A 20,600-nucleotide genomic window follows, 5' to 3' on the forward strand; every position below is an offset into this window, starting at 1 on the left:
GTGATAACCAGTGCATAAATCACAGCGACTATTTCAGCTAGTTAATATACTTAAAAGTCGTCGTTTTGCGATAACTGCAGCCGAACTTGCGAGTCGTTTGAATGTATCGCCTCGTACTATTTATCGCGATATCCAACACTTGCAAAGCTCTGGCGTCCCCGTTGAGGGAGAAGCTGGCACTGGTTATCTTATAGCTCATTACGATTTACCACCTATGATGTTCAACCTTGAGGAACTACAGGCCTTATTACTAGGTAGTAAAATGGTCAGCGCTTGGACAGATCCTCAGTTAGCTGCTCACGCTCAATCGGCCATAACAAAGATAAATGCCGTATTACCTGAACATTTAAAGCAACAAGTTGAAGAGCTTCCTTATTTAGTCTCATCTTTTAGCCATGATGAATCCCACCAAGCAACAACCCTACTATTGCGCCAAGCGATTAATTGTAAAAACTGTGTTCGGCTTGATTATCAAGATGCAAAACAACAGGCCAGCCTTCGCGATGTGGAACCATTAGGGTTAGTCTATTGGGGAAGTAAATGGACCCTTATTGCATATTGCCAATTAAGAAATGATTATCGTGAATTTCGTCTTGACCGAATACAAACTGTTGCAAAGTTAAGCGAATTATTTGCCACTACAACACAAAAGAGTTTGAACCATTACATGGAGCTCGTGAAAGCAAAATACTTAGACCTTGCGAACCCAACAAGTACTGATAGTTGCAGTAAAAAAGTAAATAAATAAGAATAACCAATTGGTTTTGCCTATCAATTTAATCAACATAAACAATTTCACAAAAACCTATTCCTTAACCATACTTTGTATAACTAATTAATTGGGAGAGACCCAAAATGTTAAATACAAAAGTAAAAGATTTCATGCAACACAAGTTACCGCACATTACTCCTGCAACTGAAATGACAACAGCTATTGCTGAGCTACAAAAGTTTAAACTACTGGGTGCACCAGTATTTGATGACAACAAACGCTTAGTTGGCTTTATTTCAGAGCAAGAGCTATTAAAGCCATTAATGCAAAATAGTTACTTCTGCGATGGTGTAGTGAAGGTATCTCAATTAATGCAAACTGAGGTAGTAACTGTTAACGGCGACAGCAATATTATTGAGCTGGCTGAGCAAATGAAAACCGGTAAGCCAAAAAACTACCCGGTGGTCGATGGCGCAACTGTCATTGGCATGATTGGCCGCAGTGATATCCTAAAAGCGTTATATGATAATTACATAAGTTGCCAACAAGAGCATTAGGCGCACTTTATTAATGCGCCTGCTCGCCGCTGTTATCGTGCAGCGGCAACGAGTTTCAATTGCTGTTTATCGGCTTCACTGAGATAAGCAATTTCTAACGCGTTGGCTTGCGCTTTTTCCATATCAGCTTGTGTTAACCCCGCAGCAGGTGCAGCTACGTTATATTCATGTTCAATTTCAATGCCTTCAACAGCAGGGTCATCGGTATTAATGCAGGCTAAAATACCATGATCTAAGAAACGTTTTAACGGGTGCACGTTTAAGCTCGCGACAGTGCTGGTTTGAATATTACTGGTTAAACATGATTCAATACCAATACGTTTATCGCGTAAGTAATCCATTAATGCAGCATCTTCAATTGCTTTTACACCGTGACCGATGCGATTAGCGCCTAGGTCATTAATTGCTTGCCAAATACTAGCAGCGCCCAACGCTTCGCCAGCATGAATTGTTGCCGCCAGATACGCATCACCCACTTGCTTAAAGTGATCAACGAACAATTCACCAGGAAAACCAATTTCATCCCCGGCTAAATCAACGGCTACTAAATCATTTTTAAACGCGAGTAAGGCATCAAGCTCTTGCTGACAAATTTTGCTGCCATAAGTACGCGACATAATGCCAATCAGGTTTGCTTTAACAGTGCTGGTTTGAGTGGCACTTTTAATGCCATCTACCACAGCTTCAACCACACCTTGAGGATGTAAGCCTTGGCTTTGAGCCATATAGTATGGACTAAAGCGCAGCTCTACATAATCCAAACCTTGAGCCTGTGCATCTTCAATATTTTCAATGGCTATCCGGCGACATGCATCATAATCACCTAACACAGTCACGCCCCAATCTAGTTTTTGTAAAAATGCCATGAGGTTTGGTTCAGGGTCAATAACCTGAACATGAGGGGTTAGCGCTTCTACGTTATCGGCTGGTAATTCGATATTAAACTGACGCCCTAGTTCTAATATTGTTTGCGCTCGCACATTACCATCAAGGTGACGGTGAATATCTAGCAATGGGAGTTTTTTATTTATCATAGTTAGCACTCAGTCTATTTAATTTGCGCGCATCATACGCACTTAAATCGGTAATACAAGTTTAGTTGATTTTGTTTATCATAGAGAGGTCATTTGTCATGCTCAGCTAAGTGATGCCAGATAGTTTTAAACAGCTTGTCAGCGTCTATCGGTTTAGTTAAATAGCCGTCCATGCCGACATTTAGCGCTTTTTTAATATCATCATCATGGGCATTTGCAGACAATGCAATGATAGGTAACTCACTAATACATAGTTCATTACGAATAACCTTGGTCGCTTGCAGGCCATCCATATTTGGCATTTGTATATCCATTAATACAAGATCATATTGGCCAGCTGAAACTTTTTCAATTGCTTCGAAACCATCATTAGCAATATCTGCGTGGCACTGTTTAGTCTTTAAAATTGCAGAGGCTACATGCTGATTTAGCGGGTTATCTTCTACCAACAAAATTTTAATGTTGGAAAAAGATAACTTACTCACATCAACTTCATCAATGGATGGCGCTAAGTGTTGTGCTTTCGGTAAAGGTGAATGATTAGGTAAGGTAAAGCTAAAAGTGGAGCCTTGACCTTGCGCACTTTGCAAAGAGATGCTCCCCCCCATCAACTCAACCAACTTTTTGCAAATACTCAGACCTAAACCTGTGCCACCAAACTGGCGTGATGTGGAGCTATCGGCCTGTGAAAAAGGCTGAAAAAGTTGCTTTTGAGCACTTGGGCTAATCCCAATTCCGGTATCGGTAACACTAAATATGGTACTGCTATCCTGTTGCCATACTTTTACTGTGATAGAGCCTGATGCAGTAAACTTAATCGCATTATTTAATAAGTTCAACAAAATCTGCTTTAATCGAATTGGATCGGTATTGAGGGTTAAGTCAGCGCTTTTGTCTAACTCTAATTTTAGCTCTAGAGACTTAACCCCAACGTCGAACTGCACTAAGTTTATCAGCTCATCGGTGAGCTGATTAATAGCAACAGGTTCTTGCATCAACTCGAGTTTACCAGCTTCCATTTTGGAGAAATCTAACACATCGTTGAGTACTCTTAGCAAAACACTGAGTGCACCATCAGCTTGCTCAATATAGCGCCTTGCTTGTTGCCAATCTTGCTGCTGCAATGCTAAATAATGTAGCCCTTTTATGCCATTAATGGGGGTACGAACTTCATGACTCATATTAGCCAAAAACTGACTTTTTATTTGGCTTGCTTCATCTGCTTTACGTTTTTCTTCTCGTAAGGTGCGTGTTTGTAGTGCCACCTGCTCCCGCACCTGAATATTTGTTCCTGTCACCGAAATCAAAAAAGTAATCAATAACCAAACAAATAACATACCCACTATTTGCGCTAACCAATACACAAGCCAAGACGTCGGCCCTTTTGGTTCAAGTAACTCAATTTGCCAAATTCGTTTGCCTATTAATAGCTGGTATTCTTCTAGTAACTCAAGACCTTGGCGAGGGGTGATAAAAATTGCCTGCTTATTATTTTCATCCGTTACATCATAAAAGTTAGCACTCACCTCACTATGATGCTCAAACTGCAAGCTAGCAATAAGCCTAGCAACGCTCACAGCCCCCACCACGACCCCTCTAAAATCACCTAAAGTATCTAAGTCACCAAAAACTGGCACAAAAAACAATACAGCTTTTTTATCTGGTACTTTTTGCATCAACTTAATTGGCTCACTTAGAATCAGTTCATTGAGCGCTTTAGACATCATTAACGCCTTACGGCGCTGTTCACTTGAGGCTAAATCAAAACCAATTATGTCCTCATTGCCAGCAAGTGGATTTACATAATGAATAGGAAAATAAACATCACGTTTAGTCACTTTTTGCCAGTACATTTGAGGGGATTTTTCTTTGATAAATTTAGCTGCTGCGTTGTGCTGTCGCATCTTTTGTTGAAATTGATCAACTTCAGCAAAAGACACCATAGGCACCCATTCAAAGGCGATAATTTCACGACTATAATCTAACTGCTGAGAGCTAAAACGCTTAAATTCTTCATAGCTAACATCATCACTGCTCGCAAAAAAGGTTGCTAATAGAGTTAAATGCGCTGAAATTTCATCTATTTTATGATTAATTTCAGATTGAATTTCGGCGACTTTTGCCGCTTGTTTTTGGTTATCTTTTTCTTTTTTTACACTTGCTGCAGCATAAAAACAAATACTTATAACTAAGTAAATTAGCAACGAAGGCACAATAACTTGCAAGCGATGGCGTACCTGAGCGTAATTAAAAGCAGCCAACATCAAAGGCGTAAAAATAAGCACCCCAATACTGTCGCCAATCCACCAAGCAATGAAGTTATTAGCCGCTAATGAGCTTGGTATTACATCGTTAATTACCAGTAACCCAGTACCTATACTTGCCGCAATGATGCAACATACCGGGCCTGCAACAATTAAGCTTTGTACACTATGCTTTAAAGATGATAAATCTAGCGGAGCTTTGATCACACGGGTAATTAACAAACACCCGATCCAAGCCTGAATAGTTGCAGCTAAAGACACACATAACGCTTGTAAAAAGACTTGCCAATGGAGAATGTCAGCAACACGGTCGAGGTGGGTTAAATTAGTTAGTAATGCCCCTAACACCACACCAAATGCAGCACGGTGCCCCGCGAGTAAAAAGCCGGCAAGCGCAATACCCGAAGGCGGCCACGAAGCAACAGCGTAACCGTCTATAGCAAGTAACAGATTACTAAAGTAACCAATACTAAAGTAGGCAAGTGCAAGATTGAAGGTTAGGGTAAAAATATTCTTCAATGTCTTGGCGCTCCTATGCCTAAAGTACAATTAAATTATTATAAATAAAGATCGAGCGCTTTTTGTGGTTGAGCACTTTTACTATAACTTAGCTGCGCTTGTACTAAGTACTCTTTTTGATTACTGGGAGTGAGCGCTTTATCAAACACACGTGCTGCTAACTCGTATTCACCATGGGCGTTTGCTAAGCAAGCAAGTGCTAATAACAAGTCTTGGTTATCAGGCTGTTTTTTCAGAGCATCTTGTAAGTTAGCTTGCAACTTTAACGCATCCCCAGGGGCTGACACTTTAAGTATTTGTGCTAACTGATGTTGATCTTCTGGTTTTTTCAGCATTTTTAACAAGGTCAATTCAATCTCACTCAATCGCCCTGTTTTTGCCATCGCAGCCAAGTAAGCCGTATCTGCTTTGGCTTTCAAGCTTTTAGCTAACGCTTGATATTTATCGGTTAATTCAAGTTGTGCGCTAAAGTAAGTAGTAAATAAAACCTGCCATTGCTTATCTGTCAGTGCCTTTTTACTTAATAAGCGCGGCATAAACTGCTCAAGAGCAGACCACTTCTGTTGCTGTACAAGCACTTCTGCATACAATTTGAGCTCCAGCGCACTGGCTTTTTTCGCTTCGGCTAGCGCCTTCAACTCTCCTGCCACGGTACTGCTATCGCCACTGGCCAGCCACAATTTAGCGGCTTTTAATTGATTCTCAGGGCTGATTTTATCAAGTAGCTCTATCGCTTTGTTCGCGTTATGCGCTTGCAGTGCCGCTTTCGCTAGCATGGCATAGCGTAAATCCTGCCACTGATCCGCAACGCTGTTATTTGTGAGTGCAAGTTCTAGCTGTTCATAATCACTATTAACTAAACTCCAAACACCTTGTTCAATCGCTGCTTGCTTGCGCTCTTCATTGCGGGCAAAAAACCGATGACGCGTATTACTGTATAAAGACCAAATATAACGAATCAATTTATAAGTTAAATACAAGCCCAGTGCGATAACTAAAAACGTCGCACAAAACGCAATTATCGAACCTTCGATTGTTGTTTGATTAAATGAGATTAATACATAGCCAACTTCACCTATTAGCATAGGCGATAGCGCAAGCAATACTGCAATAGCTAAAATAAGCAATATCAAGCGGATCATTGCGCCCACTCCTTGACCTGCTCAGTGCTTTTAAGCTTCACCTCAGGGCTAAAGTGCATTTGTTCTGTACTTAATTCGTGCAGCGCTTTAAGCGTGCTTTTAGTTAGCGGCTCATCGTGCTTAAAATATTCATTAACAAGCTCTTGGGCTTGGCTAACGGCAGTAAAATACACACTCGCCTGTTTGGTTAACAGTGCATCTTGTGCTTGTGCCAAATACAAGCTCAAACGCTGCTGAATTAAATGGCGCTCTTGCTCTGTTAATAAAGGCTCGATTGACATATCTTCGCGCTGGCGAATTTTTATAAAGTTATCAGTAAATTGATGCCACGAATTAAGCAGGTTTTGTTGCCAATCACTGACATCTTCAGTCAACGCATGTTGGTCTTCTGCACTCACTTCTTGCGGTAATGCGACAGCATTAAACTCAAGTTTTTCAATTTGCTCAACAATACCATGCAGTTTTAAGTAAATAGCTTCAACTGGCACACTCTGCACACTACTAAGCGCTTGTAAGTCTTGATGAATTGCTTGGCGAATAGCGCCGGTTCCAGGATGCTCTGCAAGTAAAGCGTCTAAGCGTGACAATACGGCCGCTGCACCTTGATAATCTTTTTCAGCCCACAACTTAAATTCAGCCATGCGTTGTAAACTGGTAACTTCTTGTGGGTTTAAGCTATAGGCTTGTTGTTCAGCGCGTTGCAATGCACTGTCTAATTGCTGCTGTGTTTTTTCACTATTTTCTGCCAGCGCCGCTGCTACTTTTTCCTCACTATTAAATAGTGCTTGTTGTAATGTTTGTTGCGCCGTTTTGACTGCATTTAACTCTTTGTTTAATAGCTGATTATCTGTTTTAAGCTGATTTACTAACTGATTAGTTTGTTGCTCTGAATTAAGCTTTTGATAAAACTGATAGCCAACACCTGAGGCCACAATAAGCGAGATAAGCAAGGCTAAGCTTCCCGTTTTGCTAATGCTTTGTTTATTATTTTGTTGTTGCATAGTAGGTTCTTTTTTTGCGGCTGAGGCAGGTTTTGCCGCTGACTTAGCAGTGGCTGGTTTCACCTCTGAAGAGGTTGCTGGCTTTACATTTTCACTCATAGTATTACCTTGGCTGATGCAGGTATACATAGCGCTATCGCTCGCGCCTGCAGCAATGTGTATAGTTGCCGAGTCTAACTGTTGCTTTAGGTGCTCACTAATACGATCACTCGCAACATAAAACTGGCAGTCTCTTAACCATTGTAGTTGTTTTGGCGAAAGTTGACGAAAAATAGCATCAACAGCCGCATTACTTGTTATGACTATACCTTCAACATCAAGGCTTTGCCAGTGGTCTATCCAGTCTATTGGGTTTCCTTTAACCGGGCCACGCTGATAGACCACCAGACTATTCAAAAATGCCTGACGCTGCTTTAGCTGTTGCGCAATTGTCGGCCGGCCATCTTTGCCTTTAACCAAGACAATATTTTGCCCTTCAACCTGTTGCAGTGACTTTAATGCTAACAAGCCTTCGGAGTCATGTTGCTTTGGCACAGCTGCACGTACACCAAAGGCTTGCCAAACTGCTTCGGCGGTTTGTTCGCCTACAGCATAAAACTGCGCTTTAGTATTTATTTCAGGTTTAAGCGCGAGTAGTGCATTAACGGCATCTTGCGAAATAAAAATAATTTTATCTGCATTTAACAAAGGAGTTAATTGCTCACTGCTTGGCTCTAAATAATTAATCTCAAGAACAGGAAATAAAGTTGCCTGATAACCCAATTGCTCAAGTTGCTGAGCAAGTTCGGCACCTTTTCCTTGTGGACGAGTTATCAGTATGTGCGGCATTTATGCGTCTCTGTATACATCAGCTAAAATTTTATCTGCACCCATACCAAGCAATTGCTCAGCTAATTGGGTACCCAGTTGCTCAGCATCAGCTGCTTTGCCGGTAACCTCTGCACGAAGAATTTCACTGCCATCTACAGCACCAACCAGACCACGTAAGTGAACTTGCTCGCCATCAACGAGTGCATAGGCACCAATTGGCACTTGGCAACCACCTTCTAAACGGCGATTCATCGCACGCTCTGCATTTACTTGAATACGTGTTTCGTTATGCTCTAACGGCGCAAGCAATGCTTTTGTCACTTCATCATCAACACGACATTCAATGCCCACAGCCCCTTGTCCATTAGCCGGAAGCGATACCTCTGGCGCAATAAATGCCTTAATACGATCATGCATTTCCAGACGAATTAAACCCGCAGCAGCAAGAATAATGGCATCGTATTGACCGTCATCTAATTTAGCTAAGCGAGTATTAACATTGCCACGCAAATCACGAATCTCGAGATCCGGACGCAGCGCACGTATCTGGCATTGGCGACGTAAGCTAGAAGTGCCGACAATTGCCCCTTGTGGGAGTTGCTCAATACTTGCATGGTTATTTGATACAAAAGCATCTCTTGGGTCTTCACGCTGACAAATAGTGTGTAGTGCTAAACCTTCAGGAAACTCAACCGGCACATCCTTCATTGAGTGCACGGCAATATCTGCACGACCATCTAACATCGCTTGCTCTAGTTCTTTAACAAACAAGCCTTTGCCGCCAATTTTTGCCAATGGCGTATCTAAAATGATATCACCCTGCGTCGACATAGGAACGAGCTCTACTTTAATATCATTATGAAAATGTTCAAGTTGCGCTTTTACAAACTCAGCTTGCCAAAGTGCCAAAGCACTTTTACGCGTAGCGATACGAACGATATGTGGGTTTTCTGTTGCTTGTGTAGTCATGAAAAAGTCCAATGTTCTTTGCTAATCAAACAAATCGATTAATCAGCTAAAATGCGAAATTCTTTTTGAGCAAGTAGCTGGTCTTGTTCGTCGACCACGTCAACGCGCCAGTGCCCGATTTGCTCAGGTAAAATATGTTTATTTGAGTAGGTACGATAACGCGGCGAGGTAACGTTTAATTCAATACTTGCCATCACTTGGTTTTCAAAGCGCCAAATATGCCTAATGCGCTGACCTTGTAAGTTTTTCAACTCACTAAAAAAAGCCAAACTATCGCTAAAATCAGATAAGCGAATATCCGCTTTAAATACGTTGATGGGCTCACGCTCTACGACGTCTCGAGTAAGTACTGCACGGCTAACTTTATCTGTATCTATTTTAGCACCTAAAGCCACACTCGCAATATGAGCCGATGCAGCAAAGGTTTCTATGCTTGTACCTTGCTTTGCATCATCACGCTTTTGCTCTGCTGAGCTCACCTCTGTAGCTAACACATCTTCTTTTTGTGTTTGTAGCTCTTGCTCGTCAACCTGATCTATTACAAGCTCAGGTGCTGGAATAGCAAGCTCTTCATCCATTGCAGTAATCGGCTCTTTTACTTCATCTAAGGCCGTAACATTTGTAATATCATGCTGTGTGATGATTGCCTCATCAGTAGTCTCAAGCTGGGTATCTGAGCTATCAAATGCTGTGCTTAATTGTGCTTGCTCATCATTTGATGCCTCATTTTGCTCAGCATTAACAGAGCCTAGCAGGCTATATGCAAAAACCATCAACGCTAAACTTACCAATAACGCAACAGTAACAATACGTCGCCAATGCCATTGATAAGTTACCTCTGGCACTGCCGTGCCCGAGTTTCTATTCACATTTGCAGTGATCACGATCTTTTGACTCATAATAGCCTCAATGCTTTCAATAATTAACTTAAGCGAGCAATTAACCATTGGCGAATTGCCATTAGCTCTTCCCCACAGACCTGATGAGCCATAGGGTAATCTTGCCAGCTCACATCCATGTTATGCGCTGATAAAACATCAAACGCACTTCGACCCGCACTATGTGGCACCACATCGTCATGACGACCATGAGCCATAAATACGTTTAAATTAGTTTGCTTTGCTTCTGCTGTAAATTTCTCTGGTACACACATATAAGTAGAGAGCGCCATCACACCAGCTAACTTTTGCGGTAATCGCGGTGCTAAGTGTAGTGAAATTACCCCGCCTTGTGAAAAACCAGCCAAAATAATTTTGTTGGCATTTATGCCATCATTAAGCTCTTGCTCAATAAGTTGCTCTACTTTAGCGGCAGATTCACGCACACCGGCTTCATCGGCACGCTTGTCTAAGTCCATCGATTTAATATCGTACCAAGAGCGCATTGTCATACCGCCATTGATTGTAACAGGCTGCACTGGGGCATGTGGAAAAACAAACTTTACGCCAAGTTCTGCAGGCAATGATAGCTGTGAGGCGACAGGTAGAAATCCATCGCCAGAGTCGCCTAAACCATGTAACCAGATAACCGTCGCTTTGTGCTCACCTGTTGCAGGGTGCTCTACAAACTCTAAACTCATAACTGTGACTGCCACTCAACTGTTTGCCCCGCTTGGCGTGTTGCTGCATCATTCATAAACTGCCAAAATTCTGCACCAGAGCGGTTATCAATCCACTTATCACCTTGTAGTTCAAAGTGATGACCATTAAATTTAGTTGCCACCCAAACTTGATGTAAAGGCGCCTGCTTATTGATTACGATTTTAGAACGATCAGCAAAAATAATTTCTAAGATACCTTCTGCTGATTCGTAGTCGAGATCCGCTTCACAATCATCAACCTGCTCTTCGATTGTGAACATAAGTGCTTCGGCTAATTGGTGATATTCATGGTCTGTCATTGTTATTTCCTTAACGGCATTAGGTACAATTTACATGCAGATAGTGTAACAGGAATAAAATCATCCGCGAATAGCTGCATTTTTTAGATATTCTGTTAATCTGCGATTATAAAGCCAGCAACGCGATTAATCTAATGAAAGAGATGCATCTTAAACAATTAAAACAACTTTCCCCAATTGCTGTACTACTTATCACTCTCGCTGGTTGCGGGCAAAGCGGCCCCTTGTATCTACCTGAAGAAAAAGTAGAACCAAATCAACAACAAAAGCAAGCTTCAACAGAAGCTGGTACTCCGTCATCAACCACTGAATCGAAACAGGACCAATAGATGGACTTTTTTGACTATAAAAATAATCAGCTGCACGCTGAAGACATCGCTGTCAATGAATTAGCAACACAATACGGTACACCTTGTTATGTGTATTCACGTAAAACATTTGAGCGCCATTACCTTGCCTTTGCTGAGGCTGCTAAAAATCATAAAAACTTAGTGTGTTATGCGGTTAAAGCCAACTCTAACATTGCAGTATTAAATGTTTTAGCGCGTTTAGGCTCAGGCTTCGACATTGTCTCTAAAGGTGAACTAGCTCGTGTTATACAAGCTGGCGGCGATGCTAGTAAAGTTGTGTTCTCTGGGGTTGCGAAAACTGCAGATGAAATAGCCTACGCCCTTAAGCTTGGCATAAAATGCTTTAACGTTGAATCTGTATCTGAGCTTGACCGTATTTCACAGGTTGCGACAGAGCTTAACTTGGTCGCCCCGATTTCAATTCGTGTAAATCCAGATATCGACGCCAAAACTCACCCCTATATTTCTACCGGTTTAAAAGAAAATAAATTTGGTATCGATATTCTTACTGCTGTGAGTGTGTATCAATATGCAGCTTCGTTACCTGGCTTAAAAGTTACGGGCGTCGATTGTCATATCGGCTCACAACTTACTGAGATTAAACCATTCTTAGAAGCTTTAAATAAAGTATTAGCACTGATTGATGAGCTAAAAGCAAATGATATTGTACTAAGTCATATTGATATTGGCGGCGGTCTAGGCGTGCCATACAATGGTGAAACCCCACCTCACCCAAGTGAATACGTAGCTCATATCACTGAACGTTTAGCAAACTACCAAGATTTAGAGCTTATTTTTGAACCTGGCCGAGCTATTGCAGCAAACGCAGGTATATTAGTCACTAAAGTTGAGTTTATTAAACAAAACCAAGATAAGTATTTTGCCATTGTGGATGCTGGTATGAACGATATGCTGCGCCCATCACTTTACCAAGCGTGGCAAAATATTGTGCCTGTTAGCCCACACAGCGATGACACACCAACTCACAACTTTGATATTGTGGGTCCAGTTTGTGAAACCGGTGATTTTTTAGGTAAAGACCGCATGCTGGCGTTAAAGCAAGGGGACTTGGTGGCGCAGCTAAGTGCTGGTGCGTATGGTTTTACCATGAGTTCAAACTACAATTCACGTCCACGCGTTGCTGAGATCATGGTAGATGGCGAGCAAAGTCATTTGATCCGTGCTCGTGAAACCATAGAAAGCCTATGGCAAGGCGAGAAAATTTTACCATAAACTTTTTGTAACCCGGCTGCTCTGTGGCATGATTAGCGCAGAGCAAACCCGAATTAGAGCGCTATGTTAGTTAATTTTTCTAAAATGCACGGCCTAGGCAACGATTTTGTTGTAATTGATAACATTACACAAAACGTTTTCTTATCACGAGATCAAATCAAAAAATTGGCAGATCGCCATTTTGGCATTGGTTTTGACCAACTGTTAATGGTCGAAGCGCCCTATTCTCCTGATCTCGATTTTCATTATCGCATTTTTAATGCCGACGGCAACGAAGTAGAACAGTGTGGTAACGGAGCTCGCTGTTTTGCCCGCTTTGTACGCATGAAAGGTTTAACCAATAAACACAAAGTAACGGTCTCAACCAAATCAGGTAACCTTACTCTTTATATCGAAAAAGATGGGCAAGTCACCGTTAATATGGGCCACCCCAATTTTGAGCCGAATAAAATTCCACTCAAAGCCAGTAAGCGAGAGCTAACCTATATTATTCGCGCCGAAGAACATACCGTATTTAGCGGTGCAGTCTCGATGGGTAACCCGCACTGTGTGTTAGAAGTTGATGATATAGAAACCGCGGATGTAAATACGCTAGGCCCTTTACTTGAAAATCATGAACGTTTTCCACAACGGGTAAATGTGGGATTTATGCAGGTGATTTCGCAAGAACATATTAAACTTCGAGTTTGGGAGCGCGGTGTCAGCGAAACCCTCGCCTGTGGTACCGGTGCTTGTGCTGCTATGGTTATCGGCCAAGTACAAAGCAAATTAGCAACTACAGTACAAGTAGATTTACCGGGCGGAAGCTTGCAAGTTCGTTGGCAAGGTGAAGGTCACCCAGTGAGAATGACAGGCCCTGCAGAACACGTATTTGATGGACAAGTTGCCCTATGAGTAAAATAACAGAACAACAAGTTAGTGACTTTTTAACTGAAAATCCTGACTTTTTACTGCAAAACCCAGAACTTTTGGCACAGCTTGAATTACAGCAAAATGCGCAAGGCGCAACGTCTTTAGTGCATATCCAACAACGCCAATTGCGTGAACACAATACCAAACTAAAAGCGCAAATTGAGCAATTAATCGAACAAGCAACCGAAAATGAGTCTATCTACCGCTTATTTAGCCAATGCCACCGTCAGCTTTGGACTAATTACGATTTTAAAACCTTAGCGACTAACTTACGCAATATTATTTGCACCAACCCAGCAATCAGTGAGTGCCACTTAGTGCGCTATGAAGCTAAATATGATGCATTAATCGAGCATCGGCTGAAAGATACTGGCAGTTACCTTGGCCGCGTCAGCCAACAAGAGCGGGAGCTGCTTTTTGCAGAGCAAACCCAATCGACCGCTCTCTATTTAATTGGCAATAACCAACACCCAGTTGCTATTCTTGCTTTTGGTAGCCTTGATGCCAACCATTTTGAGCCCGCTAAAGACAGCTTTTTTGTGCTTGAGTTTGTACGCTCGCTACAACTTAGATTATTGGAATTAAAACTGGAACTAGCATGAGCGAGGAGCAACCTCCCGGTTTAGAGCCATTAACAGCACAACTGAGCGAACAATGGCTTACTCCTATCCAACTGTTTAGTGATTACTTACGGTTTGAAAAGCAATACTCTGCACACACCATTAGCCAATATACCAGCCAGCTACAATTTGCCGCGCATTATTTTAGTAAACTATGTGATAACTGGCAGGACGTAAAAGGTGAGTATATTCGCCGCTACAGCATGGCACTGCGCAGTAAACAACTCAGCGGTAGAACAATTAGCTTAAAGCTCAGCTGTATACGTAGCCTGTATAAATTTCTTAAATCTAAAAATATTACCCAACAAAGTCATTATCACAACCCAGCAGAAGCGATAAAAGGCCCTAAATTCGCAAAACCTTTACCAAAAAATCTCGATGTTGATCAAATGGCACGGCTGCTAGAAATTGATGACGATGACCCCCTCGCCACCCGCGATAAAGCGATGATGGAGTTAATGTATTCATCAGGGTTACGTATTAGTGAATTAGTTGGCGCTAACATGCATGATATTAACCGCAGCGAAGGTGAAATATTAGTGCGAGGTAAAGGCAATAAAGAACGCTTATTACCAGTGGGCGGCAAAGCCCTTGATGCATTATATTGTTGGTTAAAGTTACGACCGCAATTTGCAGGCCCTGATGAGCCAGCCGTGTTCGTCAGCAGTAAAAAATGCCGTATTTCTGTGCGCCAAGTACGATTACGGATGCAACAATGGGGTATTAAACAAGGTATTAGCAGCCAAGTACACCCGCATAAACTGCGTCATTCATTCGCCTCACATATTCTTGAATCATCAGGGGATTTAAGAGCTGTACAAGAGCTGTTAGGACATAGCAGTTTGTCAGCTACGCAAGTATATACCCATTTAGATTTTCAACATTTAGCTAAGGTGTACGATAACACCCACCCCCGCGCTAAAAAACGCCAGAATACCGATTAAAAGGAAATATATGATCCGTTTTAACCGTGCAATATCACCAATAAAAGTACTGAGCTTTGATTTAGACGACACGCTTTATAACAATCACCTTATCATTAAAGCTGCGGTGCAAGCCCAAATTGATTACTTAAACGCGTTACCTGACTGGCAAGCTCAAGGTAAGCAATATTGGCAACAATGTAGAGAGCAAGCTGTACAACAAAATCCAGCGCTAGTTGATAACGTAACCCAATGGCGAAAAGACACCCTACAATTAGGCCTTGCTAAGCTTGGCTATCAAGGCGAGCAACTTAAGCAGCATGCCACCGCTGCATATAAAGCGTTTGCTGATGAGCGCAGCCAAATTAGAGTAAGTGATGATGTTTTAGAACTTCTCTCTGGTCTTAGTGAGCATTATCGTTTAATTGCCATTACCAATGGCAATGTCGAAATCGAGCGCTTTAATCTAAACGGCGTTTTTGAGCTGGTATTACAAGCAGGAATACATGGTAAAGCAAAACCCCACCCAACTATGTTTCAGCAAGCTTGCGAGCAGCTAAATGTAGCACCTGAACACATCCTACATATTGGTGATAGCTTAGATACAGATGTGCACGGCGCCCATAATGCTGGCTGTCAATCATTGTGGCTAAGCAATCAACCTGCACAATATGCGTACCGTGGTTTACCTGATGTAGAAATAACAAACATTCACGCGCTTAAACACTTTTTAAGATAAAGGAGTTATCGATGGGCTGGAGTTTTCACACTAAATTAGTCAGTTTGTTATTATTACTTTCAGTTGCACTCAATGCCTACTTACTCTGGCCTGAGAAAGCTAAAACTGTTGTTGAAACTACGCCTAATACAACAATACCAGCGACAAAAAAGCAAAGTAAAGAACTGACTAACTCACATTACCAACTAGCTATTGAGCAATTCCAAAAGCAGCACTTTACGGCTGCTGTAGCCAGCTATCAACAACTGATTAATTCTCAGCCATTACAAGCCGAGCGGCTTTACTTTAAATGGTTAGATGCACTTGATAGCTGGCTGCTTAACAATGAACTAACAACCACAGAAGCATTTTTGCAAGTATTTTTAAGTAGCTTTCCCTATGATATAAAAATGCTGCAACTAGAGGCTGAGCGCTTAGTGAAAAACCAGCAACCCCATCAAGCTATTGTCGCCTTGTTTACCTTGCAATCAATGGCAAATGAAGCAGAGCAAGCGGCGGTATCAATGCGTTTAACACAGCTTACTCAAGCACAAATAAACGCTTTGAGCGAGCGAGAAGCATGGCAAGACATAGTGAATCAAACGGCCGTATGGCTAGATTACAGCAGTGAAAATCCCTATTACTTAATGGCACAAGCCAATGCTTATTATAAACTCGGTGATTTAGTGAGCGCACAAAGTAGTCTCGACAGGCTAAATGACAATCACCCTTTAAAGTCACAAGCAAATAAACTGCAAAACTTAATTAATAACGCCTATTCAGAGGTTGATTTCATACCATTGACCAAGCTGGGTGCTCATTATTTACTTGATGTAACTATTAACAACACCCTTGGCACTCAACTGATGATTGATACTGGGGCAAGCTTAACAGTGTTATCGCAAACTCTCATTGATTCGCTTTACCCAAGCCCTGAATATTTAGGCACTATGATGGTAAACACAGCCAATGGCAAAACCACTGCGCAACGCTACCGCATTGAATCAATTCAAATAGGTCAGCAAATTATTAGCGATTTTGATGTTTTAGCAATTAGCCAACATTCAGGGCATAGCTTACTGGGCATGAACTTTTTGCAGAGCTTTAAATTTAATATTAATCAGCAAACAAATCAGCTAGAGTTAGACAAACAATAAATTAAGGATAGCTATGAACCTCAACGATTTTCTCACCCGATTAGCCAATGAACCACAAAATATTGCATTTACCGATACCATGACGGTCATTGACAACAACTATACGTTTACGCCATCAGGTTTTAATAATCATGGATTGCTCAGTGGTGCAAACGAAAACAATGGTTCATGTAAAATTTTTGCCTTCGCAAAACTAAATCAGCTAAGTAAGCAAAATACCTTAGATTGCTTTGGCGCTTTTTATCGGGAAGATGTACTTGGTAACCCAAACGGTGAAGATCACATGAACATTCGCACTTTCATGCTCGCGCCAGAAGCCACTCCATTTTTAGGGATCACCTTTGATGAAGGGCAGGTGCTGACGAGCAAAAATTAAAGAGCTTTCTCCATAAAGTAACGAGTACCATCGAGTGGGTAATTATCCATTTGGTATTTAACACAATAGCCGTTTTTTTCGTAAAACGGCTTAGCTTGAAAATCTAGCGTATCAAGCTGCACAAAAATTGCACCGTGCTCTACTGCAGCTAATTCCATTTCATTCAATAGCTGCTTGGCAAAACCACAACCTCTGAATCTCTCATCACACCAGAGCCAACTGATTAATAACCAATTACCAATAACGTGTCCTGAAATCCCTGCCACCAAGTGTGATTCTTCAATTACCTTAAAACCCAGAGGAATACGCTCTGCATTAAAGTGTATGTTGTTGAACGCGACTATTTTTGAGCGTAGCTGAGCACTAAGCTCAAGGGAGTTATCTTTAACTAAGGTAAACATTTAAACCCATAAAATCTTGACCTCAATACAAATGGTTTTTTCCATAAGGAACCTCAAGCATGTTACTTTCGGTTTTTTCAGCTTGACCACACATTTCATCATAGGCACTGGTATGGCGTAACACCATTTTCGCGTAGCTTAAATGCTCTAATCGCTTTTGAATATGTAACGGGCTCAGGCCACGGATAAACTCACCGTGATCATCTGTGACATAATATTCAACATTATTGATCATTACAGAAACCTGATAAAACGCCATTTCAAGAGAGTGTACAATCACTTTCTGAATAGGCTGGTGATTGCTCAGCTCTGATAATTTCATCGCCATAGTCTTACTCTTTTACAAAGTATAGTTAGGCTCAATACGTGGCTTTGTTATACTTTGATCAATTAGAATTTTTAATAAACCCTATGACAAACAAAATCCGCCTTGCCAAATACCTCGCCCACGCGGGCTTATGTTCTCGCAAACAAGCATCGAGACTCATTGATCAAGGCGTAGTCACTGTAAACAATCATGCGGCAAACCATATCGATCATGTGGATGATAATGATGTGATTCTGGTTAATGATTGCCGAGTGCAAGGCAAAGCTAAACTCGTTTATTATGCGTACCATAAGCCGGTTGGTATTGACTGCAAACTCAAGCTAAATGATCCCAGCAGCCTTATTCATCACTTACCAAGTAGCATTCGGGTTTACCCTATTGGCCGATTAGATAAAGACTCAAGAGGCTTACTCATACTAACCAATGACGGTGAGTTTTGTAATTACCTTATTCATCCCGACTTCCACCAGCCCAAACGCTATATTGTTACCGTCGATAAGCCACTGGCTGATGATTTTTGCCATAAAATGGCAAAAGGCGTTCCTGTTGATAATCAAATAACACTCCCATGCGCAGTGGAAAAACTATCAGAACAGCAGTTTAGTATCATTTTAAAACAAGGGCTTAATCGACAAATTCGTAAAATGTCCCATTATTTCGGCTATACAGTGGTTGATTTATACCGTGTACAAATCTGTAAACTAGATCTCTCAAACCTCCCCCTTGCTGAAAACAGCTACCTTGAAGTCAAAAAATCCGACATCATAAAAAATTAACTTATTTTTTATCCAAAACAGTTGCAAATTATGATTACAGGTGTAATCTAAACTTAAAGATTACACTTGTAGGCAATATTATTATGATTGAATTATCAAAAGCTGAGTTTGAAGTGCTTGATGCGCTCTGGCTCAATTATCCCGCTACTGCAAGCCAGATTATCGAACGCTTAAGCGATGAAAAGCAATGGCACGAAAAAACCATTAAAACACTGCTTGGCCGTTTAGTTAAAAAAGGAGCACTGAGCTTTGAAAAAGACGGCCGTCAGTATATTTACACCCCTTGCATGGAACGCGCTGAATACACACTAAAAGAAAGCCAAAACTTCATTGAGCGTTTTTTTAGTGGCCGTATAGCCCCGCTCGTCAGTGGCTTTGCAAAGTCTGAACAACTTTCTCAACAAGATATCAACGAACTTAAAAAAGTGATTGATGACTGGGAAAAACAGCAAAAATAGAGGATAAGCATGCTAGAAAGTACCTTTAACTGGATTATTGAGCAACAGCTATTAGTAACCACTTTGATCCTAGGTTTGCTGATATTAGAACGTTATTCATTGCAATGGCTTAGTGCAAATTTTGTTTATAAATTATGGCTCTTGGTGCCGGTTTCACTGCTACTGGTTAACTTACCAGAACACTATAAACCTATTCAAAATACCACCATAAGCACGATGTTGATTACACCAGATCAACCATTAAACAGCCATTTCAGTGTGAGCTGGGCATTCCTGTATGTCATGGTGTTTAGCGTTTTAGCGACAATCGCCGTTATGGCACACAAGCGATTTATAAACCAACTAAAACTGACCCCTTTGCATAATACGCAATTAGCTGAGCAAACCCCTAATATAGCCCTATTACAAAGTCACTCAGTGAATACACCAATGGTAATAGGCTTGTTGCGCACACAATTAGTGCTGCCAACGGGGTATATACAAAAAACAGACAGCGCATCACTCGCATTGATAATAGAACACGAGAAAGTACACATAAAACGCAGAGACAACTTACTTAACATGCTGTGCTTATTAGTCACCCTAGTATTTTGGTTTAACCCTATTGCGTGGCTAGGTTATATAAGTTTTCGCCGCTTACAAGAGCTCTCATGCGATGAAAAAGTATTAATGAATAAAAACACTCAACAACGGATTTTATACAGCAAGGCCCTTATAAATTGCGCAGCAAATACTCGCGCGGGTTTAATGGCCTACTCACACTATGGAGATAAAAAAACCATGTTACAACGACTCAAGCAAATTAAACACAGCGGTAATAGCTCATTAGTTGCCAAAGGCGCATTACTGATTTTTGCCGCAGGCATGCTCAGCAATTTTGCAACCGCGAAACAGCCAGAAGCGAAAACGGACAAACATGCAATTTCGCCTATTATGCGTATTGAACCTGTTTACCCAATTCAAGCTGCAGAGCAAGGTATTAGTGGCTCCGTGGTGTTGAAATACGACATTAACCAAGCAGGAAACACTGAAAACGTATCCGTTGTTAATGCAAAACCTGCCGGTGTATTTAACCGCGAGGCAAAAAGAGCATTAATGAAATGGCAATATAAACCTTCAAGTTCAGGCTTCAAAGATGTATTAGTACAGCTAGACTTCGCGATAGATAAGCATTACAAATCTGAAGATCTAATTGAAAAAGTGACTGTTGCCGCTAAGTAAGCCGTAATAGAAAACCCTAAAGCAAGCGCCTTATTTAAGCCGCTTGCTTTGGCGTTTTTAACAACAACGCATAAAAAAGCCGGCGTTGCTTATAAAAACAATGCCGGCTAACAATAACATCAACTTCACTATAGCTCAGTCACCGCATTTTGCAGCTGTGACATTTTGTCGCAGTTGAGATATTTTCATTTTTGTGATTCTTCGTTAGCTTTAGCTTTAC

General features: G+C 41.3%; 23 protein-coding genes. 13 read left to right on the forward strand and 10 right to left on the reverse strand.

Annotated features, from left to right (window positions below):
- The first annotated feature begins 10 nt into the window (after positions 1-10).
- Entirely contained in the window at positions 11-748 is a 738-nt protein-coding gene (locus NQT69_RS16505; RefSeq protein WP_256828776.1) for a helix-turn-helix transcriptional regulator, read from the forward strand.
- A gap of 107 nt (positions 749-855) precedes the next feature.
- Positions 856-1,269: a CBS domain-containing protein gene (locus NQT69_RS16510; RefSeq protein ID WP_256828777.1), complete on the forward strand. Its 414-nt coding sequence runs from the start codon at positions 856-858 to the stop codon at positions 1,267-1,269.
- A gap of 32 nt (positions 1,270-1,301) precedes the next feature.
- On the opposite strand, the gene add is transcribed toward NQT69_RS16510, so the two are convergent.
- From add to cyaY, 8 genes are all read right to left on the reverse strand, one after another.
- A complete protein-coding gene (gene add, locus NQT69_RS16515) occupies positions 1,302-2,303 on the reverse strand; it encodes an adenosine deaminase (protein WP_256828778.1) in 1,002 nt (333 codons plus the stop codon).
- An 89-nt stretch (positions 2,304-2,392) separates the two neighbouring features.
- The gene (locus NQT69_RS16520; RefSeq protein ID WP_256828779.1) at positions 2,393-5,086 is read right to left on the reverse strand and encodes an ATP-binding protein; all 2,694 of its coding nucleotides are present in this window, start codon (positions 5,084-5,086) and stop codon (positions 2,393-2,395) included.
- 38 nt (positions 5,087-5,124) lie between these two features.
- Positions 5,125-6,228, reverse strand: a complete 1,104-nt coding sequence (locus NQT69_RS16525) for a heme biosynthesis HemY N-terminal domain-containing protein (protein ID WP_256828780.1) — start codon at positions 6,226-6,228, stop codon at positions 5,125-5,127.
- Entirely contained in the window at positions 6,225-8,057 is a 1,833-nt protein-coding gene (locus NQT69_RS16530; RefSeq protein ID WP_256828781.1) for a uroporphyrinogen-III C-methyltransferase, read from the reverse strand. The genes NQT69_RS16525 and NQT69_RS16530 overlap by 4 nt, the downstream gene beginning before the upstream one ends.
- Positions 8,058-9,008: a hydroxymethylbilane synthase gene (hemC, locus tag NQT69_RS16535; protein WP_256828782.1), complete on the reverse strand. Its 951-nt coding sequence runs from the start codon at positions 9,006-9,008 to the stop codon at positions 8,058-8,060. It abuts the gene before it with no gap.
- A 38-nt stretch (positions 9,009-9,046) separates the two neighbouring features.
- Positions 9,047-9,907, reverse strand: coding sequence for a DUF2914 domain-containing protein (locus tag NQT69_RS16540; protein WP_256828783.1), 861 nt, complete (start codon positions 9,905-9,907; stop codon positions 9,047-9,049).
- A 23-nt stretch (positions 9,908-9,930) separates the two neighbouring features.
- On the reverse strand, positions 9,931-10,587 hold the full coding sequence (locus NQT69_RS16545; protein ID WP_256828784.1) for an alpha/beta hydrolase: 657 nt from the start codon (positions 10,585-10,587) through the stop codon (positions 9,931-9,933).
- Positions 10,584-10,907 (reverse strand): iron donor protein CyaY, encoded by a 324-nt coding sequence (gene cyaY / locus NQT69_RS16550; RefSeq protein ID WP_256828785.1) that lies wholly within the window; start codon positions 10,905-10,907, stop codon positions 10,584-10,586. The genes NQT69_RS16545 and cyaY overlap by 4 nt, the downstream gene beginning before the upstream one ends.
- A gap of 134 nt (positions 10,908-11,041) precedes the next feature.
- Here cyaY and lptM point away from each other — a divergent pair, with 134 nt between their 5' ends.
- The 8 genes from lptM (at position 11,042) to NQT69_RS16590 (ending at position 17,196) form a co-directional block, all read left to right on the forward strand.
- A complete protein-coding gene (gene lptM, locus NQT69_RS16555) occupies positions 11,042-11,236 on the forward strand; it encodes an LPS translocon maturation chaperone LptM (RefSeq protein ID WP_256828786.1) in 195 nt (64 codons plus the stop codon).
- Complete coding sequence (gene lysA, locus NQT69_RS16560) at positions 11,237-12,490, forward strand: diaminopimelate decarboxylase (protein ID WP_256828787.1); 1,254 nt, start codon at positions 11,237-11,239, stop codon at positions 12,488-12,490.
- Between the two features lie 63 nt (positions 12,491-12,553).
- Positions 12,554-13,384: a diaminopimelate epimerase gene (dapF, locus tag NQT69_RS16565; RefSeq protein ID WP_087531220.1), complete on the forward strand. Its 831-nt coding sequence runs from the start codon at positions 12,554-12,556 to the stop codon at positions 13,382-13,384.
- The gene (locus tag NQT69_RS16570) at positions 13,381-14,004 is read left to right on the forward strand and encodes a DUF484 family protein (protein WP_256828788.1); all 624 of its coding nucleotides are present in this window, start codon (positions 13,381-13,383) and stop codon (positions 14,002-14,004) included. The genes dapF and NQT69_RS16570 overlap by 4 nt, the downstream gene beginning before the upstream one ends.
- A complete protein-coding gene (locus NQT69_RS16575; protein WP_256828789.1) occupies positions 14,001-14,966 on the forward strand; it encodes a tyrosine recombinase XerC in 966 nt (321 codons plus the stop codon). The genes NQT69_RS16570 and NQT69_RS16575 overlap by 4 nt, the downstream gene beginning before the upstream one ends.
- Before the next feature lie 10 nt (positions 14,967-14,976).
- The gene (locus tag NQT69_RS16580; RefSeq protein WP_256828790.1) at positions 14,977-15,684 is read left to right on the forward strand and encodes an HAD-IA family hydrolase; all 708 of its coding nucleotides are present in this window, start codon (positions 14,977-14,979) and stop codon (positions 15,682-15,684) included.
- A gap of 11 nt (positions 15,685-15,695) precedes the next feature.
- A complete protein-coding gene (locus tag NQT69_RS16585) occupies positions 15,696-16,820 on the forward strand; it encodes a retropepsin-like aspartic protease (protein ID WP_256828791.1) in 1,125 nt (374 codons plus the stop codon).
- Between the two features lie 13 nt (positions 16,821-16,833).
- A complete protein-coding gene (locus tag NQT69_RS16590; RefSeq protein WP_256828792.1) occupies positions 16,834-17,196 on the forward strand; it encodes a HopJ type III effector protein in 363 nt (120 codons plus the stop codon).
- Here NQT69_RS16590 and NQT69_RS16595 read toward each other — a convergent pair.
- A complete protein-coding gene (locus NQT69_RS16595) occupies positions 17,193-17,597 on the reverse strand; it encodes a GNAT family N-acetyltransferase (protein WP_256828793.1) in 405 nt (134 codons plus the stop codon). The genes NQT69_RS16590 and NQT69_RS16595 overlap by 4 nt on opposite strands.
- Before the next feature lie 22 nt (positions 17,598-17,619).
- A complete protein-coding gene (locus NQT69_RS16600) occupies positions 17,620-17,925 on the reverse strand; it encodes a DUF6482 family protein (protein WP_256828794.1) in 306 nt (101 codons plus the stop codon).
- A gap of 83 nt (positions 17,926-18,008) precedes the next feature.
- On the opposite strand from NQT69_RS16600, the gene NQT69_RS16605 reads away from it, so the two are divergent.
- From NQT69_RS16605 to NQT69_RS16615, 3 genes are all read left to right on the forward strand, one after another.
- Entirely contained in the window at positions 18,009-18,701 is a 693-nt protein-coding gene (locus NQT69_RS16605) for a pseudouridine synthase (protein ID WP_256828920.1), read from the forward strand.
- Between the two features lie 83 nt (positions 18,702-18,784).
- Positions 18,785-19,159: a BlaI/MecI/CopY family transcriptional regulator gene (locus NQT69_RS16610; protein WP_256828795.1), complete on the forward strand. Its 375-nt coding sequence runs from the start codon at positions 18,785-18,787 to the stop codon at positions 19,157-19,159.
- Positions 19,160-19,168: 9 nt separating this feature from the next.
- Positions 19,169-20,380: a M56 family metallopeptidase gene (locus NQT69_RS16615; RefSeq protein ID WP_256828796.1), complete on the forward strand. Its 1,212-nt coding sequence runs from the start codon at positions 19,169-19,171 to the stop codon at positions 20,378-20,380.
- Positions 20,381-20,600 lie beyond the last annotated feature (220 nt).

It is taken from the genome of Pseudoalteromonas shioyasakiensis (genome assembly GCF_024518675.1).
In the GTDB taxonomy this organism is placed as follows: domain Bacteria; phylum Pseudomonadota; class Gammaproteobacteria; order Enterobacterales; family Alteromonadaceae; genus Pseudoalteromonas; species Pseudoalteromonas shioyasakiensis_B.

Bases quoted from the DNA above. Each gene is read 5' to 3' on its own strand.
- NQT69_RS16600 (WP_256828794.1), bottom strand. From the start codon at position 17,925: ATGGCGATGAAATTATCAGAGCTGAGCAATCACCAGCCTATTCAGAAA.
- NQT69_RS16575 (WP_256828789.1), top strand. From the start codon at position 14,001: ATGAGCGAGGAGCAACCTCCCGGTTTAGAGCCATTAACAGCACAACTG.
- lysA (WP_256828787.1), top strand. From the start codon at position 11,237: ATGGACTTTTTTGACTATAAAAATAATCAGCTGCACGCTGAAGACATC.
- NQT69_RS16530 (WP_256828781.1), bottom strand. From the start codon at position 8,057: ATGCCGCACATACTGATAACTCGTCCACAAGGAAAAGGTGCCGAACTT.
- NQT69_RS16585 (WP_256828791.1), top strand. From the start codon at position 15,696: ATGGGCTGGAGTTTTCACACTAAATTAGTCAGTTTGTTATTATTACTT.
- NQT69_RS16540 (WP_256828783.1), bottom strand. From the start codon at position 9,907: ATGAGTCAAAAGATCGTGATCACTGCAAATGTGAATAGAAACTCGGGC.
- NQT69_RS16615 (WP_256828796.1), top strand. From the start codon at position 19,169: ATGCTAGAAAGTACCTTTAACTGGATTATTGAGCAACAGCTATTAGTA.
- NQT69_RS16580 (WP_256828790.1), top strand. From the start codon at position 14,977: ATGATCCGTTTTAACCGTGCAATATCACCAATAAAAGTACTGAGCTTT.
- NQT69_RS16595 (WP_256828793.1), bottom strand. From the start codon at position 17,597: ATGTTTACCTTAGTTAAAGATAACTCCCTTGAGCTTAGTGCTCAGCTA.
- NQT69_RS16590 (WP_256828792.1), top strand. From the start codon at position 16,834: ATGAACCTCAACGATTTTCTCACCCGATTAGCCAATGAACCACAAAAT.
- NQT69_RS16610 (WP_256828795.1), top strand. From the start codon at position 18,785: ATGATTGAATTATCAAAAGCTGAGTTTGAAGTGCTTGATGCGCTCTGG.
- NQT69_RS16510 (WP_256828777.1), top strand. From the start codon at position 856: ATGTTAAATACAAAAGTAAAAGATTTCATGCAACACAAGTTACCGCAC.
- NQT69_RS16525 (WP_256828780.1), bottom strand. From the start codon at position 6,228: ATGATCCGCTTGATATTGCTTATTTTAGCTATTGCAGTATTGCTTGCG.
- dapF (WP_087531220.1), top strand. From the start codon at position 12,554: ATGTTAGTTAATTTTTCTAAAATGCACGGCCTAGGCAACGATTTTGTT.
- add (WP_256828778.1), bottom strand. From the start codon at position 2,303: ATGATAAATAAAAAACTCCCATTGCTAGATATTCACCGTCACCTTGAT.
- NQT69_RS16605 (WP_256828920.1), top strand. From the start codon at position 18,009: ATGACAAACAAAATCCGCCTTGCCAAATACCTCGCCCACGCGGGCTTA.
- hemC (WP_256828782.1), bottom strand. From the start codon at position 9,008: ATGACTACACAAGCAACAGAAAACCCACATATCGTTCGTATCGCTACG.
- lptM (WP_256828786.1), top strand. From the start codon at position 11,042: ATGAAAGAGATGCATCTTAAACAATTAAAACAACTTTCCCCAATTGCT.
- cyaY (WP_256828785.1), bottom strand. From the start codon at position 10,907: ATGACAGACCATGAATATCACCAATTAGCCGAAGCACTTATGTTCACA.
- NQT69_RS16570 (WP_256828788.1), top strand. From the start codon at position 13,381: ATGAGTAAAATAACAGAACAACAAGTTAGTGACTTTTTAACTGAAAAT.
- NQT69_RS16545 (WP_256828784.1), bottom strand. From the start codon at position 10,587: ATGAGTTTAGAGTTTGTAGAGCACCCTGCAACAGGTGAGCACAAAGCG.